Origin of the sequence: Reichenbachiella sp. (assembly GCF_965233835.1) — a bacterium.
Classification (GTDB): domain Bacteria; phylum Bacteroidota; class Bacteroidia; order Cytophagales; family Cyclobacteriaceae; genus Reichenbachiella.
Map to the genome: position 1 here is coordinate 863,673 of NZ_OZ247585.1, position 25,493 is coordinate 889,165.

General features: G+C 36.0%; 23 protein-coding genes. 5 read left to right on the plus strand and 18 right to left on the minus strand.

Annotated elements, in window-relative coordinates; all coding sequences use genetic code 11:
* Window positions 1-55 precede the first annotated feature (55 nt).
* Window positions 56-661 (plus strand): carboxymuconolactone decarboxylase family protein, encoded by a 606-nt coding sequence (locus tag ACO6S2_RS03630; RefSeq protein WP_422361162.1) that lies wholly within the window; start codon window positions 56-58, stop codon window positions 659-661.
* Here the strand turns inward: ACO6S2_RS03630 and ACO6S2_RS03635 are convergent.
* Window positions 658-2,037 carry a hypothetical protein gene (locus tag ACO6S2_RS03635; RefSeq protein WP_422361163.1) on the minus strand — a complete coding sequence of 460 codons (1,380 nt, stop codon included), beginning with the start codon at window positions 2,035-2,037 and terminating at the stop codon, window positions 658-660. The genes ACO6S2_RS03630 and ACO6S2_RS03635 overlap by 4 nt on opposite strands.
* A gap of 26 nt (window positions 2,038-2,063) precedes the next feature.
* Window positions 2,064-3,134, minus strand: coding sequence for a peptide chain release factor 1 (prfA, locus tag ACO6S2_RS03640; RefSeq protein WP_422361164.1), 1,071 nt, complete (start codon window positions 3,132-3,134; stop codon window positions 2,064-2,066).
* 154 nt (window positions 3,135-3,288) lie between these two features.
* Here prfA and ACO6S2_RS03645 point away from each other — a divergent pair, with 154 nt between their 5' ends.
* Complete coding sequence (locus ACO6S2_RS03645; RefSeq protein WP_422361165.1) at window positions 3,289-3,834, plus strand: hypothetical protein; 546 nt, start codon at window positions 3,289-3,291, stop codon at window positions 3,832-3,834.
* On the opposite strand, the gene ACO6S2_RS03650 is transcribed toward ACO6S2_RS03645, so the two are convergent.
* The 5 genes from ACO6S2_RS03650 to ACO6S2_RS03670 all read right to left on the minus strand — a co-directional run bounded on the left by ACO6S2_RS03650 (window position 3,835) and on the right by ACO6S2_RS03670 (window position 9,976).
* Window positions 3,835-4,698 carry a universal stress protein gene (locus ACO6S2_RS03650; protein ID WP_422361166.1) on the minus strand — a complete coding sequence of 288 codons (864 nt, stop codon included), beginning with the start codon at window positions 4,696-4,698 and terminating at the stop codon, window positions 3,835-3,837.
* 93 nt (window positions 4,699-4,791) lie between these two features.
* Window positions 4,792-6,663 carry an asparagine synthase (glutamine-hydrolyzing) gene (gene asnB, locus ACO6S2_RS03655; RefSeq protein ID WP_422361167.1) on the minus strand — a complete coding sequence of 624 codons (1,872 nt, stop codon included), beginning with the start codon at window positions 6,661-6,663 and terminating at the stop codon, window positions 4,792-4,794.
* A 49-nt stretch (window positions 6,664-6,712) separates the two neighbouring features.
* The gene (gene pheS / locus ACO6S2_RS03660; protein WP_422361168.1) at window positions 6,713-7,738 is read right to left on the minus strand and encodes a phenylalanine--tRNA ligase subunit alpha; all 1,026 of its coding nucleotides are present in this window, start codon (window positions 7,736-7,738) and stop codon (window positions 6,713-6,715) included.
* Window positions 7,739-7,801: 63 nt separating this feature from the next.
* Window positions 7,802-9,181, minus strand: a complete 1,380-nt coding sequence (locus ACO6S2_RS03665) for an undecaprenyl-phosphate glucose phosphotransferase (RefSeq protein WP_422361169.1) — start codon at window positions 9,179-9,181, stop codon at window positions 7,802-7,804.
* Between the two features lie 57 nt (window positions 9,182-9,238).
* Window positions 9,239-9,976, minus strand: coding sequence for a WecB/TagA/CpsF family glycosyltransferase (locus ACO6S2_RS03670; protein WP_422361170.1), 738 nt, complete (start codon window positions 9,974-9,976; stop codon window positions 9,239-9,241).
* Window positions 9,977-10,282: 306 nt separating this feature from the next.
* On the opposite strand from ACO6S2_RS03670, the gene ACO6S2_RS03675 reads away from it, so the two are divergent.
* From ACO6S2_RS03675 to ACO6S2_RS03685, 3 genes are read left to right on the plus strand one after another with little or no spacing between them, the layout of a single operon-like run.
* Entirely contained in the window at window positions 10,283-11,209 is a 927-nt protein-coding gene (locus tag ACO6S2_RS03675) for a glycosyltransferase (protein ID WP_422361171.1), read from the plus strand.
* Window positions 11,193-11,912 (plus strand): class I SAM-dependent methyltransferase, encoded by a 720-nt coding sequence (locus ACO6S2_RS03680; protein ID WP_422361172.1) that lies wholly within the window; start codon window positions 11,193-11,195, stop codon window positions 11,910-11,912. Before ACO6S2_RS03675 ends, ACO6S2_RS03680 begins: the two co-directional genes overlap by 17 nt.
* A complete protein-coding gene (locus tag ACO6S2_RS03685; protein ID WP_422361173.1) occupies window positions 11,909-13,594 on the plus strand; it encodes a DUF6044 family protein in 1,686 nt (561 codons plus the stop codon). The genes ACO6S2_RS03680 and ACO6S2_RS03685 overlap by 4 nt, the downstream gene beginning before the upstream one ends.
* 5 nt (window positions 13,595-13,599) lie before the next feature.
* On the opposite strand, the gene ACO6S2_RS03690 is transcribed toward ACO6S2_RS03685, so the two are convergent.
* From ACO6S2_RS03690 to pseG, 11 genes are all read right to left on the minus strand, one after another.
* Window positions 13,600-14,298, minus strand: coding sequence for a hypothetical protein (locus ACO6S2_RS03690; protein WP_422361174.1), 699 nt, complete (start codon window positions 14,296-14,298; stop codon window positions 13,600-13,602).
* A 400-nt stretch (window positions 14,299-14,698) separates the two neighbouring features.
* Window positions 14,699-16,006, minus strand: a complete 1,308-nt coding sequence (locus ACO6S2_RS03695; protein ID WP_422361175.1) for an O-antigen ligase family protein — start codon at window positions 16,004-16,006, stop codon at window positions 14,699-14,701.
* Window positions 16,003-17,085, minus strand: coding sequence for a polysialyltransferase family glycosyltransferase (locus tag ACO6S2_RS03700; RefSeq protein ID WP_422361176.1), 1,083 nt, complete (start codon window positions 17,083-17,085; stop codon window positions 16,003-16,005). Before ACO6S2_RS03700 ends, ACO6S2_RS03695 begins: the two co-directional genes overlap by 4 nt.
* A gap of 97 nt (window positions 17,086-17,182) precedes the next feature.
* The gene (locus ACO6S2_RS03705) at window positions 17,183-18,064 is read right to left on the minus strand and encodes a glycosyltransferase family 2 protein (protein WP_422361177.1); all 882 of its coding nucleotides are present in this window, start codon (window positions 18,062-18,064) and stop codon (window positions 17,183-17,185) included.
* Window positions 18,061-19,089 carry an NAD-dependent epimerase/dehydratase family protein gene (locus ACO6S2_RS03710; protein WP_422361178.1) on the minus strand — a complete coding sequence of 343 codons (1,029 nt, stop codon included), beginning with the start codon at window positions 19,087-19,089 and terminating at the stop codon, window positions 18,061-18,063. Before ACO6S2_RS03710 ends, ACO6S2_RS03705 begins: the two co-directional genes overlap by 4 nt.
* 52 nt (window positions 19,090-19,141) lie before the next feature.
* Window positions 19,142-20,200, minus strand: coding sequence for a hypothetical protein (locus ACO6S2_RS03715; protein ID WP_422361179.1), 1,059 nt, complete (start codon window positions 20,198-20,200; stop codon window positions 19,142-19,144).
* A 177-nt stretch (window positions 20,201-20,377) separates the two neighbouring features.
* The gene (locus ACO6S2_RS03720) at window positions 20,378-21,883 is read right to left on the minus strand and encodes an oligosaccharide flippase family protein (RefSeq protein WP_422361180.1); all 1,506 of its coding nucleotides are present in this window, start codon (window positions 21,881-21,883) and stop codon (window positions 20,378-20,380) included.
* A gap of 105 nt (window positions 21,884-21,988) precedes the next feature.
* Window positions 21,989-23,011: a hypothetical protein gene (locus ACO6S2_RS03725; RefSeq protein ID WP_422361181.1), complete on the minus strand. Its 1,023-nt coding sequence runs from the start codon at window positions 23,009-23,011 to the stop codon at window positions 21,989-21,991.
* Window positions 23,012-23,025: 14 nt separating this feature from the next.
* Window positions 23,026-24,045: a pseudaminic acid synthase gene (gene pseI / locus ACO6S2_RS03730; protein WP_422361182.1), complete on the minus strand. Its 1,020-nt coding sequence runs from the start codon at window positions 24,043-24,045 to the stop codon at window positions 23,026-23,028.
* Entirely contained in the window at window positions 24,029-24,490 is a 462-nt protein-coding gene (locus ACO6S2_RS03735; RefSeq protein ID WP_422361183.1) for a GNAT family N-acetyltransferase, read from the minus strand. The genes pseI and ACO6S2_RS03735 overlap by 17 nt, the downstream gene beginning before the upstream one ends.
* A gap of 2 nt (window positions 24,491-24,492) precedes the next feature.
* Window positions 24,493-25,482 carry a UDP-2,4-diacetamido-2,4,6-trideoxy-beta-L-altropyranose hydrolase gene (pseG, locus tag ACO6S2_RS03740; protein WP_422361184.1) on the minus strand — a complete coding sequence of 330 codons (990 nt, stop codon included), beginning with the start codon at window positions 25,480-25,482 and terminating at the stop codon, window positions 24,493-24,495.
* Between the last annotated feature and the right edge of the window lie 11 nt (window positions 25,483-25,493).

The following is a 25,493-nucleotide window of genomic DNA, read 5'->3' on the forward strand; positions in this document are numbered from 1 at the left end:
TTTTGTTTCTGACTACAACATCAATATTTTATATTGAGTCAAAAACGTTTAAGATATGGCCTGGATAAAAGAAATTGACTACAATGAGTCGAAAGGAAAACTGAGAAAGATTTATGATCGAATCAAAGGACCTGGAGAGTACATTGACAATATATTGAAAGTACATAGCCTGAGGCCGTATAGTTTAGAGGGCCATATGGCACTATATAAGTATGTGCTCCACAATAGCACTAATGAGACACCAGTTCATTTTCTGGAAGCGTTGGGCGTATATGTTAGTATGCTCAATGGCTGCTCCTATTGTGTGGATCACCACTATCAAGGCATGAGACGGCTATTGAAAGATGATGAAAGGGCGGAAAAGATAAATTCAGCATTGAAAAATGATAGACCTGGAGAAGTGTTTTCTTTGAACGAATCAGCTGTATTCACTTATGCAAAAAAACTGACACTTAGTCCTTCCAAGATGGAAGAGGAAGATGTTGTGAAATTGAGAAATGCAGACTTATCGGATGGGGAAATACTTGAGATCAATCAGGTGGTCAGCTATTTCTGTTATGCGAATCGGACGGTGCTGGGGTTGGGTGTGAGTACTGATGGAGATATCTTGGGCTTATCACCAAATGACCAAACTGATGAGGGGAATTGGTCGCATTCCTAAGGAATAGAATCTTTTCTTTCATAGGCTCCTATATCAGGCATGGCGTCGCGTGGAGTACCTAGAATATCGTGAGTAATCAATGAAGTAAGTGCTGAGTCTCTGGCGTTGGACAAGGAATCAATTTGATAATCATAAAAGTTAGGAGCGTAGAACCCTGGGTAGTTGTCTTCCTGACTTATAAAGTTGTTTAGAATGGCCCAACTCTCATCTGTAGAGCGTATGATGTTTCTCTCTACTTTGACACTGGCAGGAGAAGCGGAATTTAAATCTACAAGAAATTCTTCATCCTCTCTTCCCCAAATGATTGAATTGGTCAGATCGAGAGAAAGACTATTGGCTAATATGGAGCCATCACTGAACTCCAAATAATTGGTAAATCCTACGGAGGCACCTTCGCGCGAGAAGTCATTAGGATCGTTAGAAAAGGTACAATGATTGAGCGTATAGCTCCCACCCCCAAAACCTCCAAATAGTTGATTTTGGCAGTGAAAGATTTCAAGATTATGTGCCTCGATGGTTCCGGCATAAGCCGCAATTCCCGATTCGGACATGTGTTGGATCGAAGTATTGCTGACTTGTAGTTCGGCGCCCTCACCATTATTTAAATTGATGGCCAGGATAATGCCTGTGGTCCCATTTTTTATAATGGCGTGATCAATGATGCTGCCAGTGCTACCAGGAAAGAAAAACAGACTTCCCCATTGGCCAGGAGCTTCATCATACTTTGCGTCTAGTCTAGTGTCAGAAATTTCGACTTTTTCATCAGGGGTTCCTTGAACTTCAATGGAGCCTGCAATAGTAAACAAAGCATGGTTATCGATATAGATTTTAGTGCCTGCCTCAACTGTGAGCTGGCAACCTTGGGCTATCCATGCTGAGTCATAAATCACGTACGGACGCTCTTTCGTCCACGTGGTGTTACAAGTAATGGCTTCATTATTGATGAAAACTGCATCCTGACCCCAAGAGACCAACTTGATGTTCTCTGACCTTGCATTGTATACTACTTCTACAGAATCTTTGACCAAAAATGGAAGGTCTTGGTTGCTGGGGTCTATGAGCACTTCGACTAAAACCAGTAGGCTGTCATTCCCATAAATGACCTCATTCTGGAACGACTTTTCTTTGACTCCGTTTACGGTAAGGGAATAGGAGGACTGATTTCCAGTTCCTAGCGATAACTGATTCAGTTGAATCGCTTGTTCATTTGGGTTGTAGATTTTAAAGCGTTTGGTAATACTGCCTACTGTACTAAACAATGTGTCAAAAGTCACGGTGTCGGTTGAGTAGGTAAGCCTTAAGTCAGGGTCGAAAGAAATGTCCTCAGAAGAAGGTTCGCATCCTATGAAGGCATACATACCGAAAGCGAAATACAATATAAGGTGTCTGATGACTTTCAAGACTAAGCTTCCCCGTCTTTTAGTTTTTCTGCATTTTCAGCAATCCTCAGCTGCTCAATGAATTCTCCAATTTCTCCATCCATTACGGTTGGTAGGTTATGCTGAGAATATCCTATCCTGTGATCGGTTACTCTTCCCTGTGGGTAGTTATAGGTTCTGATCTTATCTGATCGGTCACCACTACCTACCATTGATTTCCTTTGTGCACCTACTTCGTCATTGTGCTTTTTTAGTTCAATGTCATAGATCCTTCCTCTGAGTACTTTGAGGGCTTTTTCCAAGTTTTTGATTTGGCTCTTTTCATCCTGACATGAAACTACCAAGCCAGTAGGAATGTGAGTTAAACGAATCGCTGAATAAGTAGTGTTTACAGACTGACCACCTGGCCCGCTAGAGCAGAAGGTGTCTTTTCTTACATCGTTCATGTCAATTTGAACGTCCACTTCTTCCATTTCAGGCAATACGGCAACTGTAGCCGCCGACGTATGAACTCTTCCCTGGGTTTCTGTGGCAGGTACACGCTGTACCCTATGCACGCCTGATTCAAATTTCATTTTCCCATACACATCTTCTCCAGAAATCATGCTGATGATTTCTTTGTATCCGCCCGAACTACCTTCGGTTAAATCCATCACACCCAATTTCCAACCTTGCTTTTCGCAGTATCTTTGATACATTCTGAAGAGGTCTCCGGCAAAAATGGCGGCCTCATCTCCTCCTGTACCTGCACGAATTTCGAGGATACTGTTCTTGTCGTCATTAGGATCTTTTGGAATCAACATTTGTTTAATTTCCTCCTCCAGGTCCTCCTTTTTAGGTTCCAATTCGTCCAGTTCCATTTTGGCCATTTCTCTGAATTCAGGATCTTTTTCTGTTTCCAGAATTTCTTTTGAATTGGTCAGGTTTTCCAGAACGATTTTATATTCTTCGTATTTATTGACAATCTTTTCGAGGTCCTTATATTCTTTGCTCAATTTCGAATAGTAAGACATGTCGGACATGGCGTCTGGCTGAACTATCAGTTGTCCTACTTCTTCGAATCTATGCTTGATTTCCTCTAACTTTTCTTTCATTTTCAACAAATTTGAAAGCAAATCTAATAAATACTCGGTTGCTTATTTGATGAATTCGGAGATTCCAAAATTGATTCTTTATGCTTTTGGAATCTCAGCGATCTAATTCGCGTAAACACTTTTTAAATCCATAACACCAGACGAAATTTGCCAAATGAATAAAATTTTTGCCCTTTCTTTTTTGACGCTTTTGTTTTCTTGCTTATCTCCGGATGATATTGCCGTTTCGGCTGACCCTGATGTCGAAGCGCTGGATCAGCTATTGAAGTCCCTGACGAACGAGCAAATTGGACATCAATTAAAAAAGAATGTCAGGTTGGATGAAGAGGAGGAGCGGTTAGCACTAGAATTTGATACTTCCGTAATCAAGAAAGATTTAAAAGTGCTTATTGAATCTTCATTTTCAAGAATGATTCGATCTACGAATTACACTAAGGAAGTAAGTGAAAAGGGTGTTTTATTTGAGCGAAAAGCAAAAGAAAAGAAAGGGCCTGTTTCAGTCCGAATAGCCAGGGACACTGATCGCATCAATTCTTGTCAGGTCAACTTTGAAGATGAAAATTACTTATACCAATCTAGCCAGTCATTTCAGTTGTCCTTTGTACAAGGGAAATTGGATAGTTACAAGGTTGAAGGCAGTAGAAAGTTAATTGGTCTTGACCCCTCTAGTTACCTGATTGAAGTAAGGATTGTTGACTAATTAAAGCTTCATTAGCGTTTCGAAGAAGCCCATATTTTCGGCTTTATTTTTCACTACCAAACAGGCAATTTCTCTGTCATAGCTGATCAAATTCACGGCTGTACTGCCTTTGAGCATAGATGCCAATTTGGTTCGACCTCGTGATGCCACGATAATCATATCTGCGTTTCTTTCTTTGGCCATTTCATAGATATTATCAGATGGATTCTGATCTTCATCTAATTCAAAGATAACTTCGTATTTCGATTCGTCGAGTGACTGTTCTCGTTTGAATTGTTCGTACTCGCGACGTTTGTTTTTGTCCATGATCTCGGCCATCTCATCATAACTTTTCCCTGTGTGGGTATACCCTGAAGGGACGAAATAAACGTGATGTAATAGCACTTCAACACCCATTTTTTCTTTGATGTTTAATGCTGCATCAATTGCCGTCAATGAACTTCCCGAGAAGTCCAGAGGAATGATAACTTTTGATAACTTCAATTTGGCGGTTGAAGGAACAAGGAGAACTGAACATTGCGCTTCATTAATTAGTCTTGCGGCGTGCTTTCCTGTAGATTCGGTTTTTGGTTTTATCCCCAAAATGACCAAATCCACAATTTTGAATTCTGACCATTTTAAAATCTGGACTGCGTTTTTTCCTTGATGGATTTGCATTTCAGTTTCACAGCCGGCCTTGAAGTGTTCTTGTATTTTTTCTTGAAAGTATTTTTTTACTTTAAGACTTAGATTTTTTTTCGCAATGTGGACAAAGTAAACTTTCTCACACCCGGCAAGTTCCGCGATCATTGAACTGTATTGAATGATGTGCTCATCGAGCGGAGTAGAATCCAGACAAACTAGGAATTTATTCAAGTTTTGCATGCCAGTTGATTTAGTGGAAGTCGAATGAATTAAAATTAATCTAAATCTTTAATAATTAGCTTGATGTGAGATTGAATTTTGTGTTTATCAGTACTAAAGATATTTGGCATGCCACTTTTGGAAAACATAGAGCCCCCAAACTCGTGCGTGACTATCTTCAGGGTTTCGTGAGAATAATTGTTTCTCCAGTTCTTTTAATTCGTTCCAATTAAAAAGGCCCTGATTTTCGATCAAATCTCGATTAAATAGATGTTCATGTAGTTCATTTCTCAATGAAGACTTAAGCCAATCAAGCAATGGAACTTCAAAGCCTTTTTTAGGTCTATTGTAAAGTTCTGATGGAAGAATATGACGATAGGTATCCTGCAATATTTTCTTCCGCATGGATCCATCAATTTTCATGGACTCGGGCAGACCAAATACAAAGTCGATTAACTCATGATCTAAAAAGGGTACTCGCACTTCCAGACTATTAGCCATAGACATTAGGTCTACTTTTTTTAGCATGTCATTCGGCAAGACAAACTGAGTATCTAATCTCAGGACATCATTGAGGTCCTTGTAGTTGTTCATTGAATCCATCCAAGAATCTCTATGGCTATAATTTAGCCATGGCTCTTTCAGCATTTTGTTAGCTTGAGTTTGCGTGGTGAACGAAGCTAAAAACCAATAGCGATCAGCTGGACTTAGTTTCATAGCTTTGGCAAATCGAACTGCTTGTCTGGCTGCATTGCTTATCCTCCCTGATCTGGACTTAGGCATCATTTGAGCAAATGGATGGATAAGCTTCACTAGGGTCTTAATCTTTTGACTATTCTGCATTTTCCACCAAGCCGCATGTTTGTTGTATCCGGAGAAAATCTCATCAGCACCATCTCCGGAAAGTGCAACGGTGACATGCTCACGGGTTTTTTTACTCAACAGGAAGACAGGAATAGCTGATGAATCTGCAAAGGGCTCATCAATGTGGTCCACTATGTCAGGTAAGTAGCTCGTTATTTCCTCATTGGTAAGTTTGAATGTACTGTGATCTGTTTTGAATTTTTTTGCTACCAATTCGGCATAGTGGGTTTCATCAAAGAACTTATTTCCTTCAAACCCAATAGAAAAAGTTTTAAGTGATGGGGTTTGGCCTGAGGCTACAGCAGTGACAACACTTGAGTCAATACCGCCACTCAAAAAGCAACCTAAAGGCACATCAGCAACCATTCGCCTGGCCACGGATCTTTCCAAAATCTCTTTTAGCTGGGTTTGCGCAGAAGCGTAATCTAATTTCGCCTTTTGCTTATTGTTTGGTACATCATAATATTGCTGAACGTCTACTTCGTTGTTTTGAATAAATATGTGCTGACCGGGTTCAAGTTTATTGACCCCTTTGATCATTGTTAGAGGAGCAGGTGTGTAATTTAGCTGCAGATAGTAATTGAGCGCTTCTTGATTGATTTCCTTGTCAATATCTAGTGCCAGGATTGCACTCATCTCTGAGGCAAATAAAAACTTGAACTCATCTTGAAAATAGAGTAGCGGCTTGATACCTAATCGATCTCTTGCAATAAACATAGATTTCTCAAGCGAATCGTATACGGCAAAAGCGAAGAACCCATTAAGTTTATGTAGACAAGATTTTCCCTCTTGCGCATATAGATGAAGCAGAACCTCTGTGTCTGAGTCAGATTTGAATTGAATGCCTTTTGAAATTAACTCTTTTCTTAATGCTTTGTAGTTGAAAATTTCTCCGTTGAAAACAATTACATATCTACCATCTAATATCTCGAACGGCTGATTGGCATTTTCACTGGTATCTATTACTGAGAGTCTTCGATGTCCCAAACCCACAGAATGATTGACATATGTGCCATGGTGGTCTGGTCCACGATGCGTTAGGGCCAATGTAGCTTTCTCAAGATTCGTTAGATTGAATCTTCCGACTTCGTTAAACGCCAGAATGCCTGTTATTCCACACATAGATGACTAGGAAAATTTATTCTGGAAAGCTAGTAAGAAAGATGCGCAGTTAGAAAGTTCCTTGAAACTGTCTTAAAAATCTGACATCATTTTCTGAGAACAGTCGCAAATCGTTGATTTGATATTTTAGCATGGCGATACGCTCGATACCCATACCGAAAGCGAAACCGGTATATTCCTCAGGATCTATACCGCAATTGGCCAATACATTTGGGTCAACCATTCCTGATCCTGCAATCTCCACCCATTTGGTGTATTTACAAACGTTACAGCCTTTGCCCTGGCAAATAAAACAACTGATGTCAATTTCTGCACTTGGTTCAGTAAAAGGGAAGTAGGAGGGTCTGAATCTCACCTTGGTGTTTTCACCAAACATTTCTTTCACGAAGTGATAAACTGTTTGCTTAAGATCCTTGAATCCAACGTTTTTATCTACATATAATCCTTCCACTTGATGAAAGAAACAGTGTGCTCTGGCAGAAATAGCTTCATTTCGATATACACGTCCCGGCATGATAGATCGGAACGGAGGCTTGCCACCTTCCATCATCCGAATCTGAACGTTGGAGGTATGTGTTCTCAACACTTTGTCTGGGTTTTTTTCAATGAAGAATGTATCCTGCATTTCTCTAGCAGGGTGATTTTCTGGAAAATTAAGTGCAGTGAAGTTGTAAAAATCTTCTTCAATTTCGGGCCCACTAGCTACGTTGAAGCCCATACGTTCAAAGATTTCAATGATCTTGTTTCGTGTAATGGTGAGTGGATGAACACTGCCATTTTCATTAGGCACGTCTGGAAGAGTCAGGTCCATTCCCTGACTTGCACTTTCATTTGAACTATTGTCCAAAGAGTCCGCCAGCGTTTTAAATTTCTCTTGAGCAAAAGTCTTTAGCTCGTTCAAGGCTTGTCCAAAAGCCTTCTTCTGATCGTTAGGAACATTTTTGAAGTCATTAAAAAGCTCGGTGACGACACTTTTTTTACTAATGAACTTCATTCTGAATTGTTCCAAATCATCTGCAGCTTTCACTTCTGCAGCTTTAATCATGGCCTTGTATTCCTCTACCTTGTCAAACATAATAAGCAAATTGAAGCAGCGAAGTTACGATGGGTAAATAAGAAAAGAAAGATAAAGATAAGACTAGTACGCTTTCTCCGTTTTGAACACGATAGAATAAATAGTCATAATGATGATTTTGACATCAAAAAACAGACTCCAATTTTTGACGTAAAAGCGATCAAGTTTAACCCGTCCGTACATTTCACTAAATCTTGAGGTTTCACCACGATAACCTTTGGCTTGTGCAAGTCCAGTTACACCGGGTTTAACTGCATGTCGCTGGATAAACCGGTCGATTTTTGGAGAATACTCTTCGTTCAATTTAATAGGGTGAGGTCTAGGGCCTACAACCGACATGTTTCCTAGGAATACATTAATAAATTGTGGTAATTCATCCAAACTGGTTCTACGCAGGATTGCACCAGTTCGAGTTACTCTGGGGTCATTTTTTGTAGCCTGCTTTGAGTCTGCATCTTTATTAACAACCATCGTTCTGAATTTCCAACATGGAAAATACTTATTACCTCTTCCATGTCTATTCTGAATGAAAAAGATAGGACCTGGGGACTCTAGTTTTATTAATAACCCAATCAGCGGTATCAACCAAGACAGTATAAAAACCATCACAAATGTTGAAAACAGTACATCGAATGTCCGCTTGGCAAACCTGTTAATCATTCGGTCCAGAGGAATTGAGCTAACATTGAGCACGGGTATGTTTCCATATTGCTGCACTTCGAGCTTCTTATTTCCAACCTTACTAAAGTCTGAAAGTAATTTGATGGTAATCAAATTGTTTTCAGCAAAATCAATTAGCGGTTTTACATCTTGTTCAAAGAGTTTTGGTAAGCAACAAAAGATCACGTCAATGCCATTTTCTTTGGCATACTTTGGAACATTTTCTACCGGACCGGTTACCTCGGTTTGCTCCGTCTTATGATCAAAAAAACCTTGGAACTTATAACCAATTTCCGGGTTGTTTTCTAGGTGCCTTTTTAGATTTCTTCCAATTGGCCCATAACCTACAATGACGATGTTTCGAATGTTGTATCCCTTGGTCCTATAAAAACGAAGGATGTTTATAAAGCCAACTCTCCAACCTACAATGAGAACAGAGAAAATAAGGTAGGTATAAAAAAGATGTTCCCTCGAATAGAAATAAGCTCTGGTAGAAGCCCACATCGTGAAGACCACTGCCAAATTGATCGTAAGGCCCAGTAGAATTTGAGATATATAATCAACAACACTTCGTTCGCGATCAACTCTATCCAATTTGGTCACAAAGAAAATGACCACCCAAGTGATGTTTAGGAAAACAAAAAGAAACGGGTAACGATCTCCTTGAAACCAAAACGTATTAAATCGGACATAATTGGCTACAAAGAATCCTATGTTCAAGAACAAAAGGTCTATGAACAGAAATAGGGCAGGAAAATATTTTGAAAATCTCCTTTTCTGCATGTCAAAGATGCTAGGCTTAGTTTTGGTCTGCTAAGATAGGGAAAATACTTCAGACAGTTAAGAATTAATTTTCTCTCTAAATATTCTCCAAAAAAACAGAGGGTTCCCTATGAAGTATCTTTTGAACAATCGTTTTGGATCTTTAATAAATCTGTAAAACCATTCAAGTTTTAATCTATAGAAAATATCAGGTGTCATTTTGGCTGTACCTGCGATATACTCAAAAGTTGCACCGCCAGTTAGCGCAACATTGAAATTTAATTCCCTAATGTTTTTCCTTATCCATTTTTCCTGCAGAGGCATACCCATTCCAAGAATGAGAATGTTAGGGCTCTTTTTTTTAATGTCTATAACTAGATCCTTTTCGGTCTCCTTGTTAGAAAGGTATCCATGGTGGTGGCCAACTATTTTTAGGTCAGGAAATTGTTCTCTCATTACGGCGATTGCTTTTTCCATGACATGTTGCTCAGAACCCACAGTATACCAACTTAATCCATTTTTACTAGAGTACTCCGCCAGTTCCCAAATCCAACGGTTATAAGTTATTTTTTCTATTATATTCTTCCCAAGAATTTTTGCTCCAATTCTGACCCCGTCACCATCACAGAAATTTATGTATGCACCATTCAAAAGATCCTTGAACCATTTCTGTTCATAAGCAATGTTCATTGCATGGACATTAACATTTAGAATTAGCTCTTTTCTATTATCATCACAGCTCATTTTTATATGGTGATTCAATTCGGAAGAAGTTATGTTAGTAATATTGATCTCTTGAACTTTAACTATTTCCATAATATTTTATGTCCAGCGTTTTTGGCAAATTTCACGAATTATAGTTGAAAACATTGCCTTCTATTTGGTGGAATTTTCAAAGTACGCTTTGAATAGACTAATCCAATATTTGGAAGGTGGTTTAATTATAGGTTTTAAAATCGATTGACTTTGAAGATAATCTCAACATGTTGTCAATTAAGATCAATATGAATATACAAAAACATATATTTGCTTAAGTTATTTTGTTCATTTGCTAAGACTTAATTTTGAATATACTGCTATCTAATACGATCAGAGCATATTCATCTCAGCTGCCTAGATAGTATGCCGAAAGAATATATTATAGTTTGTCCTTGTTATAACGAAGAAATGGTGATAGCTCATTTTCTAGATGAACTGGAGGATAAACTCTATGCAATAGATTCAAATTTTGTTGTTGTTGTTGTTGATGATGCATCTAGCGATGGCAGTTTGGACGTTCTTAAAAATTATAACTTTCGGTCGGATAAGTTCATCTTGAGATTGATTAGGATGAATTTTAATATGGGCCACCAGGAATCTATCAGACAGGGCTTAATATATGCGCACAGGATCAGCAACTCAGCGAATGGTATTATTGTTATGGACAGTGATGGAGAGGATGACCCTAAGGCGATTATCGAATTGTCGAAAATTGATTCTTTTGATATTGTACAGGTGACCCGTGGGAAAAGACAAGAAACTATCAAATTTAAGTTAGGATATTTTCTGTATAAGCTACTGTTTCGAGTTCTTACGGGAAATAAAATTTCATTTGGCAACTATTCTTTAATTAGTTTTGATGTTTTGAATAGCGTTATTAAACAAAAATTTTTTCACTATTCAGCATTCCTGTCAAAGCAGAAATTCACTATTACTAGCATTAGATATGATCGTCAGAAGAGACTTGACGGAAATTCTAAAATGAACTACCAAAGATTAATATTTCATGGCCTTTACTCATTGATAGAATATTCGGAGGAAGTACTTTATTTTATGATGAAGGCGTTTTTAATTCTCTTATTTTTCTTGGTTGGCATTATTGGGTATGTTTTATATTCGAAATTCATATCTCAAGAGGCAATTCAAGGTTGGGCGAGTTCTGTTGGATCAAGTTTGGTAATCACTTGTCTTATTATTGTTAGTACCATTATAGTAGGTCTTCTTCTTCTTTCAATAAAGAAGCTGATAGTTCTAAATCAAACAGCCGAATCTTATGAGCAAATCCGATAGCCATTTATCTTATATAGGCGATGAACTACATGTTTTTAAAAATGCGGTTAATTGGAAGAACTATTTCTCATATAAGCTAAAATCATTTATTAAAGGGAAAGTACTTGAAGTTGGCGCCGGCATTGGTTCTAACACTAACTATTTTTTAAACCATAACAAGGAGGTAACCTCTTGGTCTATGGTTGAACCTGATGTAAACCTTGCTTCTCAGATAAAAGAAAATCAATCAAAGTTTAATCATTATGATATTAACGTCATAAATGGTACTATTGAAAATGTTCAAAACGAAACATTTGACACTATTCTTTACATAGATGTACTCGAACATATTGAAGATGCCAAATCTGAAATTCAGCTTGCAAGAAAGGTGCTTAATCCAGGAGGAAGGCTGATTATATTAGTTCCAGCGTATGATTTTTTGTTTAGTGATTTTGACAAGGCTATTGGTCATTACCGAAGATACAATAAGCAAATGCTTTTAAGTCAGATAAATGGAACGCTCGATAAGGAGAAACTTTTTTATCTTGACTCTACTGGCTTTTTCGCCTCGCTAGCAAATAAGCTCATTTTGCAAAAGAGCATTCCTTCACAGAAGGAAGTATGTTTTTGGGACCGGTTCCTAGTAAGACTTTCATATGTTAGTGATATTGTTTTTTTTAATGCATTTGGGAAATCACTAATTGGGGTTTTTAAGAGGCTATGATTCGAAAAAACGCTTTGTATTTAGGTTTAGTGTTTTTGTTAATACCATACCCTATTTGGTTTATTGTATTAGGTGACAATTCTTATGTGACAATTCATGACAATCTAGATTCAGAATTTGCTTTTATTCGTTTGTTATTGAATTCTGATGACCCCATTGGATTTGACATCGATTATGTGATTGAATCACTGATGAATGGAATACCAAGATACTCTTTCAGAACTGGTCTGAATATTACGTTTTTATTTTTTGCATTCCTTCCGGCTATTTATGCTTATATCGTAAACCATTTAGTTGTGCATGTGATCGGATATTTAGGAATGTACTTTTTACTTAAAAGGTATTTTATTAAAAACAGCACATTGATAATACTCATTGTGTCTCTTTGCTTCGGTTACTTGTCGTATTATCATCTTCAATATGGCATATCTCTTGCCGGACAGCCGGCTTTGTTGTACGCTTTTTTGAATGTTTTAAATAGAAGGCAGAATTGGTGTGATTGGCTAATAATATTTGCGTTCCCATTCTTTTCATTCCTGATAGTGACCTTACCTTTTTTTGTTCCAATTCTAAGCTTGATTGGAATTTTTTCCTTTTGGAAGACAAGAATCTTTAATTGGAGATATTTTTTGTGCCTGTTTTTAATTTGTTTGATAAATGTTATAGTAGAGTTTCCTTTACTTTATTCTGTGCTGTTAGCCAATGACTATGTTTCACACAGAACGGTATGGAATCAATTTGAGTTATATGGGAATCCGTCATTGTCACAATTTTTTACTAACATTTATATTTCATTGAAGCAGACCCAATACCACGCTGGTAAACTTTATCCACTTCCCATAATATTAGCTTTTATTGCAGGCTTGCTGTTTAAGAATAAGTTTGGTTTTACATCGAAGGTGGTTTCTATTGTAATTGGAGCTATAATCATCTGGGTTGCGCTAAACAAATCTTTGATTTTTTATCTAGGAGAAAGCGTTAATATATTGAGGAGTTTTAATTCAGAGCGCTTTTATTTCATTTTGCCGTTTCTATGGTTGATGTTATTTGGAATGATACTTGATCAATTTAATTGGCAGGACAAAAGACAAAAGGTATTGGCGATCTTATTAGTAATTCTTCTAGTAAGTGGCATTGTTGCAAATAACAAAGAGTTGGTAATGAATACAAAGTTATTGGTAGGGGCAACAATTGATGAGCCCACTTTCAATCAATTTTACGATAGAAGATTGTTTAGGGAAATTAAAGAAATCATGGGTTCTGATTTTACCGAGGGAAAGAAAGTTATTTCCATCGGAATGTTTCCGAATATTGCACAATACAACGGTTTAAAAACATTGGATGGTTATCAAAACAACTACGATTTAGAGTATAAGTTGGAATTTCGTAAAATCATTAGGGGGGAACTTGTCAAGGACAAAAGGCTCAGCTCTTACTTTGATAAATGGGGAAGCAGATGCTATGCTTTTTCGGCAGAAATTGGCAAAAACTATTTAATAGGGAAAAATGCAGCCATCAGTATTGAATCTATTAATCTTGATATCGATCAAATCCGTAAAATGAAGGGAAAGTATATTTTATCCGCACTACCAATAGATGAGTTTAATGACTCATCGGTGAGTTTGATTAAATCAGTAAGCTCAGTAGATTCATTTTGGAAGATCTATATTTATCAACTCTGACATCTCTAAATAATTTTGTCCAGCGGTACTGAGTCAGATAAGGCCTCATTGGCTATGATAAAATTCAGTAATTCTGTAGAGCTAGAGTTGAAATTTACAAAGTAATTCAACACTTTTTTATCTATACTGGTTTGAATGGATGTCGGTTTTTGGAATAATTCTTCAAGCTTATCTAGACTAACACTTTCTACGAGCTTCAGGAAGGACTGAAAGTTTGTCATTTGATTGTATGTAATACTATCAGATTGGATGAAAATTGTCTTAATACCCATGGAGGCCGCTTCGAAAAGAACTGTAGAAGGATATCCATAGTTTAGCAAATAGTCTGATTCTAATAAATTGTCGTTTAACGAGCTGCTAGATGGTTCGATGGGCTCTATATGTTGCAATTCATAAGTGTTTTTATCTCTTGGGTGTAGTCTGACATTTATTTTGAATTTGTTAGCTGCCCGAGCCTGTATTTTATCTAGAATGGTTAGAATTTTTTTCTGCTGTTCATCTAATTTATTATGTCCATGCCAGCTGTACGCTTCACCAATGAATAAGAATGTGGGAATAATACTTTGCTTGTAAGAACTAACTTTATTTCTAGCATATTTCTCAAATCGTGGGATGCCAATGGAATGTATGATTTTTGGATCTACTCCATCTTTTATCAATGTTTCTTTGGTTGCCTCCCCTGAACAAATTATTTTATCGCACAAATCAAGCCTGTTTTGCTTGTAAAAAAATAGGCGTATTTTTTTTTTCAGAGAATATTTTTCACTCCAGAGTAATATTGCATCCTGGATAAAAACTACTCTCCCCTTAAAAAAAAGCTTGAGTAGTTGATATTCAACGATACCTAGGTCACCTAAAATGATAAGGTCAAAGTGCATTTTGTCAAAATTTATCCTTTTCAACTTCTGCAGGAACAAGATTTTTTTTAATGCATGGAGCTGATAAAAAGGCTTTTTGGTCGAAATAGGAAGTTGAATTTTTTGATGTGAGAATTCCGGAGCCTCGAATTTCTGATGAAATATTGATTCAAGATTGAGCCAATAGAACATTGATTGTTCTTTTATTACTTCACAGGATTGCTTTACGTTTTCGAAGCTTTGATTATTAGCTGAGTAAAACAGTATTTTTTGATATTTCTGATTCGTATTCGACAAAGTCTCTTCTATTTAAGTAAAAGGCCACACCGTAAATCATCCAAACAATCGATTCCTGAGTGAAGAAATAATAATTGTTTTGCAGGAAGCATAGCACATCTATTCCAATATACAATAAGAAAGCTGAACGGGTTATAGCATTTGGCTTTCTTCGGACCAGTTTTAAAAAAATGTAAAACGTCACAATCTGATAAATGAGAAAAATAATTAAGCCTATTATGCCAGATTCAATTAGGAATAATAAATAATTGTTATGTGCAGCAACATGATCTCTTCCTGTTGTGTTTAAGTAAAAATTATTAAATCCTCCAATTCCAATTCCAAAAGGCCAATATTCTCTTTCAAAGGCTCCAATAGAATTCGTAATAATGAGAATTCTCGTCATAGTGGATGGGTCATATATTGTCTCTCCACTTGTGAACATATATTTAAGACGGGGAGATATATTAGTAGTTGCCACAATTGCGACAAACATACTAGCAATCAATATTCCAGTTAAAATCGTTTTAAAGATATATCGAAAAGATTTTGCGTTGAATATATGTAAAGCAAAGTAGGACAAGAAAAAAATGATAATAAGCGCTCTTGACCCAGTTCTTAGAAGTAAATAAAAAGAAAGTAGAAATAGAATGTAATTAAACACTTTTCTAATATTGTTTTTTTCCATTCTTAAATTGAACTCAACATGAAGCACAAGATTCACAAATAGAAACATTGCGAATGCCAATTGGTGTTTTTTGAAAGGGCCAGCAACGCGAAAATCTCCATTGATATATTCTACTTGTCCGGTGAGTATTTCATGAAATCCAAACAATATGGAAATTGTTAGAAATAGCTGTGCTAACCTTTTGAAAAAGAGGTTGATCTTTTTACTTCCAATTGTTGAAGACAACATAAAAAACACATTGGCGGTCAGAATATAAAGAACGTATCTGGTTAAGCTAGGTAAGTATTCTCTAGGTTCATTGAGTAGGATTGTTGTTATAGAACCAACAAAAAGAAGACAAACAAAAGAAGCTATTGAGGCGTTCCATAACATTTTTTTTTTGTAAAAAAGAAATGAAATTCCTACACCAAAGAATAATATAAGAATAAGAAATCTTATTAATTTGACTTCATTAGTGAGTCCGACAAAAAACGTTAAGGAATAAATTGTTGAACTTGCGATCATTAGTATAACAAATGATACAAGCAACAGAGTTGATAATTTAATCTTTGTTAGAGATTCGTATTTTGTTTTATTCTTGATTAAACTCATTCGAAGTCTCTTAAATATAAATTGAAATTATCATTTCTAATTTTGCTGAATGTGTTTTCCCAGAAAATGGTTCTTATTGTGTTTCTATTTAGATGTTTTTTGAAAAACGGGTAAAGTGCATAAACCTTCGAAGATGGAGAAAAAATTGTTGCATAAATCAATAAAGACGTGCCAGTACCAAAAACATTAAGTCCGTGATTATTAATAAATAACACTTCCATTATTATCTCATCAGGAATGATCTCCACCTTAACCGAATTTTTTTCAAATACGGAAACAATGTGCTTTCTTGTGTTTTGTGATTGATGCGGATGAAAGTTCAATTTTACCTCATTAATATTGAACTTTTCAACATACCATTTTAGTAATGCTTCAACTTCATTGGGTTTAGCTACATGCTGTTCCACTAAGGCTGTTAAGACAAACACATTTGTTCCCGGCTTAAGTTTATAATCTTGGATTTTCTGAAGGTTCTGTGTATCTAGACTTTTATACTCGTAACTCGGGTCAATGAATTTTTGAAACGAGAGGTCTGTTAGTCCATAGATTTTTGGTGTCTCAGTACTTTTGTTATGGAAAGGCTGATTGGGTTGGTGTATTCTTCTATATATTCCCAAGAGGTGGCCCAGTACAAAATTGATAATTTTGTGTCGCAACCAAACTTTAACAGGATATTTTCTATCAAACTCCTTTCTGTCAAGATACATATCAAGCCCATCTTCTATGAACCTGACCTCTTTACATAAATGATGAGTAATGATTATCCGATATAAATAATTTCTGGAATTATGGACATAATAAATAAACTCTTGATCAATTTCATTTTCTATCATTGAATCTATTTCACGAATCCTATCCTTGGAATGCAAAAACTTGAAATTGTGGAGTTGATTGTTTCGTAAAAATGGGAAATAATAGAGGTCGTCATCAATTCGGAAACACTTTATTTCCTTGTGCAAAATCGGCAGGTTTCGGCAAAGTATGAATATTACGTCTTCATTAGGAATAGAATGTTCGTGAATGACACCGAATGCACTGATGTAACATGTGTTGCTATGTATATGAAAAACGTGTAACATGATTTTGGCAAAACTTCTGATCAATTCATAACCTTATATAAAGTTAATAGGTACTCCAACTTTTTTGTGAGAATTGACCTTAATGAATAAAGTCATTTTAGCATCTACTTTTTTTGTAGGGAAATAAAATCCCAACAATACTACCTTTTAGATTAGCATAAAGAATGAATGCGGCCTTGAAAATCAAGCCTTTTTTTAATGCAGCAAAGAAAAAGCTGAGATGATATTTCCACCCCAAGCCAAATATTGATCGAAATTTGAGTGACATCGAATAATCTCGTCCGTGCTTTTTGAAGAACCAAAATATATTTCGCATTCGGAGAAAATGAAAGTCATAATTGGTTCTAATAATGGTGCCTGATCCCATATGTACATAACTAACACTATCAACATATTGGGTTCTAAAGCCTTCGTCTCGAAGCCTTTTTAAATAATCTAAATCTTCGAAATATACGCCTAGTGTTTCATCTAGATACCCCACTTTTTCCAGAGAATTTTTACTAATGGCATATCCACACGTAGGAGTATCCATATCTATCCCAAATTTAGCCCTATTTTCTCCTCCCCAGTCAATGTGGCCTTCTGGTGACATTACTCTGGTTCCTACTAAAGCAATTGAAACATCTGATTCGAACGCCTTTACAATTTCATCAAGATAATTTGAAGAGTAGTCATAACTATCGTTGTGAGTTAAATGAACATATTTTGCTCCAAGGCTAAGTGCTTTTTTAAAACCTAAATTATAGGCTTCACAATAACTAATACGATGATTAGATTCCTCATAAACAATCCAATCTCCGTATTTTTTTTTTAGTTTTTCTAAAGAGTTGTCCTCAGAGCCATTGTCGACTAAAATGACAACCATGTTGTCATAAACGATTTTTTTTATGGCATCTAGGGCTAAGCATGTAAGGTCATACCGATTGTATTGTAGCATCACCATGCCTACGCAGGGTGTACTTTGACTTTTCGATATCATGCAGTAGTAATTTTTTCGCTATTTGTTTTCCAAAAGTCGTATATGCCTTTTTCCAGTTCGTAACTAGGCCAAACAAAGCGATCTCTCATCTCTTGTTTTTGAGCCCATTCCCACATATTTCTTAACCCTTGATCTAAATCGGTTTTATGATCAAAACCTAGAATATCAACAGATTTCTGCCATGTCGGGATTGAATGTTTGACTTCGTGTCTCGCTTCATGAAATTCAATTTCAGCGGAGCCAATCACTTCTTTAAGAATATCAGATGCCTCAAGAATTGACCTTTCTTTTATTCCTCCTAAGTTAATTATTTCCTTCGAAGCCTGTGGTAAGACCGCTGCATTCCATAAAGGTTCTAAACAGTCATCTATATAACTAAAAGCACGTGTTTGTAATCCATCACCAAAAATTGATAATGGCATGTTATTGAGGTGCTGGTACATCCAAATTCCTAAAACATTCCTGTATTTATCCCAGATGTTTTGTTTAATTCCATATACATTATGAGGACGAATAATGCACCAATCAAGCCCGTGTTGCTCACCGGCAATTTGAATGTCCATTTCACACGCAAATTTTGCAACCCCATAAGGGTCGATAGGTGCTGGAATCTGATTTTCATTGAATACTCCGCCATCACCGTGCCCATAAACAGCGAGTGTTGAGGTAAATACTAAACGCTTTACATCATGTTTAATACATTCATTAACTAGTCCTGCAGTCGACCTTAAATTATTATCATAATTATAAGTTCGGATAAAAGGGGAGAGACCTTCCGCGGCGTAGGCAGCAAAATGATAAACAAAATCAATTGAATGTGCTTCAAATATTTCTAACAGTTTTTGATTGTCAGTTGCTAAGTCAATATCATAAAAATCAACCTCTTTTGGTACATTTGACATGTAACCTCCAGATAGATTGTCAATACCAATTATTTTAACACTCGTTTGATTTTCAATTATCCAGTCAGCCATTCTACTTCCAAGTAATCCAGCAACTCCTGTAATTAATACTGTGGTATTCATTTGATTTATTGTTTTATGTCAATGATATATTTTAAAAAGAATAGATGTCCAATTATCCGCCACTCATCGGTCTATTATTTGGGCGTAGCATCTTCCTTAAGAAAGAATAGAGACCTATTGTTTTTATTACCTTAATTATTATCGGCCGTATGATTTTTCGTAATTCTCTATATCTTGAAACTCGTATAATTCTTCGTAACAGCGACCATTTCATCTGAATTCTATTCTGCTTCTTTTTTGAAGGCAACCCATAGTCCGTGTCTTCAGTTTTTACTGAACTTTTCTGAGTCTTTTTTCTCAATGTGAATAAACAAACTGAAATTACTGTTTCTCGTTGAGGCCCATGGCAGAAAAAGTGATAATCCGGAAGTTCTTTACAACAAGTACATCCCAATCTTGTTTGTTCCAAATACCCAGGAACTGAATTGTCGTTAGCCCTTATATGTAAATTATTTTTGTCCAAATAAAATGGTTCTAATTCCCAATCTGGCTCACTGACGTATTCAAGACCGGAGCTAGAAAAACATTCTCCTAGGTGTTGTGGATAAATCATATCCAAATTTTCTTGATAATCAGGATGAACAACATCACTTGAACTAATGAAATGGCCTCCAGGTTTTAGAACTCTTTCAATTTCCTTCATACCCAAAGTCACACCATCATTATGAGAAAATGACTTTTCCGGATTAAAGTGAATAAAAGAACAACCATCTAAAACAAAATCGATAGTATTATCTGGAATTTCCTTGATGTATTTCAGAAAGTCAGTATCCAAATAATGAATGTTGTTCATATCACACTCAATGCCATCGGATTTCACATAAAACCCTTTTGAATTAACTGGATACCATGTATGAGCAAAACCTGCTAAATCTACATTGATAGCTGTGCCATACTTACTGAGAATAAAATGTATGGGTGATAGACCGCCTCCAATATCAATGTAGGTAAACGGTTTGTCTAATAATTTCAAGCTTTTAACAGCGTGTAGAATACTGGCCCATTTCCATCGTGCTCCCCAATTCAGGTCATAATTGATGTCTGACAAATAATCAAATTCTTCCTTTAATTGGACTAAATGATCCTTTTTTACTATTGTATTTAAATTCATATATATATTGAACTACAAGTGTTGGAAAACATTTGCACAAGTGCCAGAAAACATTTGTTATGATTAGTACAGCTCATTTTTTTAACAAACTGCAAAGATAGGTATTCTGAATTAATAATCATCAAGTAATAGAATTGTAGACTTTCAGTTTAAAAATTAATCCTCTATAAAATTAACTCAGGCATTTATTTTTAGAAGAGAAGTAATAGTTTTCTTGTCCTCAGAATCAAATGCAATAAGATATATAATGACCCATTGGATAGTGCACCATAACATTACCTCTAATCCTAATTGAAAGAGATTTTGAGAAAGACTAAATTTTGAGAGTATGTATGAGTTTATAATTAAAGGAACTATTCCAGAAATAATGATTAAAAAAACATCTAAAATGAACTTTTTGGAGTCAAATCCAATCTTTCGCTTGAAAACGTTGAGAATATAAAAGATTAAAAGAGAAGATAAAAGATAGCTGTAAGGTATTGCTGAAATGTTAAATTCTTTTATTAGGAGATAACATGAAATTATTTTTACGAGCGCAATGCCTATCCTAAATGCAGTTAGTTCAAACATTCCACGATTTAATCCTATAAGGATATTTCCTCCAAACAAGAATGTTGTTGCTAAGTTCCACATGATCATAAGTAATAGGGAATGGTAAAGGTTCAAAAATTCAGGACCTACCCACAAAAGAATAAATTCATTTGAGAAGAATAGACTTGCGCATATAATGGGACATACAAAAGCAAAATAAAACCTAAAACCTCTATGATAAAGCCCCTTAATAAGGTTTTCTTCAGTCTTCTGATCTAGACTGCTAGTAATAGGTATTATTGCACTGACGGCTAGACCAAAAAATTTATTGATCATCATGGGTATTTTAGTAAGCACATCGTATGCTCCCATAACGGCCGGGCTTAGAAAAACCCCAATTAAAAAACGATCTGTATTATTATACAATAAACTTGAAAATTTCCCTATGAATTGGAAAGACGAAAACTTTCTAATTTTTTTAATCGAAAGAATGGAAAATGAGCGGAAATTATATTCGGGAAATATTTTTACAATGGCAACAAGGTAAATAGTGGTTAAAATAAAAGGGGCTATGATGTTTGAATAGACAACAACTTCGAAACCATAATTATTAGTAACTAAATAATATACAACCCCAAACCTTAGGGTCTCTACAAGAATTAAGGCCCATTGTAATATATCAAAACGTAAAAACCCTTGTAATATGCCTTTTAGAATGAGTAGAGGAAACTGAAATATATAGGACACTACCAAAACCGTGACCACTTTAACAAAAGAGCGAAAGAATTCAGGAGGAACTGAAAAAAGCTCTTCAATTATGTACTCGAGAAAAGGTACAATCAATATAGCCAATATCACACCTATAATTATGAATAGTAATAGTGAGGTATTTATCAGTTCATTCAGATTGTCTATCTGTTTTTTTGATCTATACTCTGCAATAAATTTTGGAACGGTACTGGCCATTCCAAAATCAAAAAAAGATATATAACCTAAAAGTGAAAAAATATTGGCTATTCCAATGAGCCCATAACCTGTCACACCCAAATTCTCAATAAAAATAGGAATAAGTAAAAAAGTAAGAAGGGCAACATAGACCGTTGACAACCCATTTATCAAAGTACCATTAATAAGAGCTTTTTTTCTAGACACTAGTTTTGTGGAGTAATTGTTAAATTTTTTTTAATCTTAGATTGAAGTGATTTTCAATACCTTTTTGCCTTGCACTATTAAGCTCATGAAGTCTGAAATCTTTATTTAGTTCAAATTGAGTTCTACGAAAAAGACATTTGTAGTACTCTCTAAAGTAGCATAATATGAAACTACTAAATTTTGGTCAATAATATTTAGTCCTGGATATCCTAAGTCTCTTTTGCCAGGTAAATCAATTAGAAGCCGAAATGATTTTGTCTGGAGATCATAATTGGCCAAGGTGAGAAACTGCTCTTGCTTATCATCTGACCACATTCTACCTCCTATGATCATATTGTTATGTTCATAAAAAAGAAAATCAGGACCGCCAATGTTTACCCAAGGAATATAATCAACTAGTTCCCATTTGTTTAAAGGATTATTTGATGTCAATAGAACGGCATCGCCTGATCCAACCCTTCCCAGAGCGTAGTAACTGCCATTGTGAAGTCTTATTGTTACCTCATTGGGCAACTCTTCCAAATCAATATTTAAGTTGGCTTTTGAAAAGTTGAGACCGTCTAGACTAAAATATAGATCAAACAAATTTGATCCATAACCAAAGACATAAGCTGTATCTTGATCCCAGTTTATTCTCCAAGGCCAGCCCTCGTTGTAAGTTTCACTATTGTTTAAACTAACTTTTTCTTTAGGGCCCCAGTTGTTTGTTGATTCGTTCCAAGTATATCTATAATCTAAAAATCCTAGTAGTTCACGGTTCTGATAGACGGAACCATGAATATAGAGATATAAAATCCCTTGTTCGTTGAGTACGAACTTTGGGTCCCTTAAATCCACACCATTCTGCTCGAAGCATGCAATTTGTTTCCAGCTAGCTCCGGAATCTGTGCTTTGATGTACTATAATTTTACCATTTTCCCCAAATACATGTTTATCTGATGCTCTATGACAGACAAAGAGTTTTTCTTTGAAATGTATAATATCTGTAAATGCATTGTGTTCAAATTCGGTCTTGAATTTGTGAGTCTGGATTATTTCTAGAGAAGAAATAGGATTGATAGAATCAACATTTTCATCGCAGGCAGAGACTACTAATACAAAAATTAGGAGGGCAAGGTAATTTCTCATACCATAATATTTTGTTACAACAGAACGTCCCAACTAATTGGAGTGCCTTTTTTTATCTCTTGTGCAGCATTTCTGCCTAAGATGGTTTCAAAATACTTTGGTGCCAATCCATATCCAGGTCGGATTATTCGAAGGTTTTCACTAGTAAACTTATCTCCCTTTTTGATATTTTCTGAGGCAAAGATTGATCTTTTAAAATCTAAACTTTTAACCTCCTTTTTGTGCACACCATATTGGACTTTACCGAGGGCCAAATATGCCCTTTCAGATTCAACGACAAGAGCCTTCAGCTCATCGGGCTCAATGCTAAAAGCACTGTCCACACCACCATCTGCTCTATTGAGGGTAAAATGTTTCTCAATTACTTTTGCCCCTAAGGCTATAGACGCAACAGCGACACCAATGCCCATGGTATGGTCAGAAAGACCCACCTTACAGTCAAATAGCTCTTTAAGATGAGGAATGGTAAGAATGTTCGTGTTTTCCGGGCTAGCAGGATAGGTGCTTGTGCACTTTAATAAGGTAAGGTCTGTACAGCCATTATTTCTTAGTACCTGGACGGCTTCATCAATTTGGGCTATTGTTGATGCTCCGGTCGACATAATGACAGGCTTATTTGTTTGTGCCACCTTTTTTAGTAAAGGTAAATCTGTATTTTCAAAAGAAGCTATTTTGTATAGTTCTACATCCAACTCTTCTAGAAAATCAACAGCGGTTTCGTCAAACGGGGAGCTGAAAGGGACAATGCCCTTTTTTCTGGCATGCTCGAATATTGGTTGATGCCACTCCCAAGGGGTATATGCTTCTTCGTACAAATCATACAATTCTCTATCTTTCCAAAGAGAATTCTTATCTTCAATTTTGTACACGCCTTTCATAGTCATGGTCTCAGCTGTATAGGTTTGAAGTTTTATGGCGTGTGCGCCACAAGCTGCTGCTGCATCTACAATTTCAAGTGCACGATCCAATGACTGATTGTGATTGCCAGACATTTCTGCGATTATGAATGGTGATTCTTTATGTTCGAAATTCATATTCTTTTAAGAGAATGTTATGAGTAGAAACTTCCCCTTTGTATTGAAAAGAAGTTGCTTCAAATACTTTAATTGATGCAATATTACTTTTTTTCACTTGGGCTATTATAGTAATATGAATATTCTTTTTGTTCAAATATTGTATTCCAAGATCAATTATTTTTTTGCCATATCCTTTGCCTCGGTATTTGGAATCAATAGAGTAACCTAAATAATAGCAACCATCAGATTTTAAGTCAAATTTGATCTGACCAATTGGACATTCATCTAGCATTAAAACCAGAAGTATAGATTTTGATTGAAGCTTAGAATAAAACCAATTCTTATGAGATTCCCAGACAATGGGAGCAGAACTTATTGCTGTATCTCTAACTACTGGGTCAATCGCCCAGTCATAGTACAACTTGATATCTTCTGATTTAGCATTTCGCAGCGATAATATCATGGTTATAGTGATTTAAATTCTTCAATGTAACGTTGCTGCGACTTCCCATCTATCTGGTCTAAGATATCAAGTGGATATTCATGAAAGTGAGTAAACATATGTTGTAATTTATCCACATTGATTTCATTTAAGTTACCTAACACAATCCTTGAGTCAAGACTTGCAAAATGAGATGATATTTCTTTTTGATTTTCCACATAAAAACCTGTTACAAAGGGCTTCTTCAAGGCGATTACCTCGAAAAGAATGCTGCTGGATGGTATGATGGCCAGATCTGATTTGTTGATCTGATCTACCATTTGACTTTGATTTAGGCCTTGATGTATGGACAATCTTTTTTCGTCTATTTTTAAATTAAGTTCGTCAATGACCACAGCATTGCCAAGAACAGCAATCACATGATAGCTGGTTCTTTCTAACAGATAATTCATATATTTTAAAGTCAACCCATATAAATCTGAGCCGCCAAAACATAGAAACACAGTACTAATTTGCATGTGTCTGTTCGCTGTTCGCTGGTGTTCATTTAAAAAAGGTTTGCGCAAAAGAACGTAATCCAACCCTAATAAAAGCCTGGTTTCCTGGCCTACAGAATAGTGTTGTTTTTTTGCAGCAGGGTTGTGATTTATGACCAGGTCAGCGAGAAAATGTATCTCGTGAAGATCATCAATACAGACGAGGGCACATCCCTTACTTTTAATTTTTTTCTGAAAGGCTGTACCAAAAAAATAATTGTCAAGGACGACAATTTCATCACCTGATAAGGAACTGAGGAAATTAGTGTGAGACCCTTCTTTTTCCTTTAAATATACTAGGTCTATTGAAGCGGCTTGGCATTCCGTAGCTATAAAAGAACTTGGGAAACGAGTGTATAGTGTGCAACTGAATTCATCTTTTAGCATGGTTGCCAAGGCAATTGATCTAATTACGTGGCCCATGCCTATTTCGGCATTTGCATCAGCTCTGAAATAGATTTTTTTTTTGTGAGACATTGACCGAATAT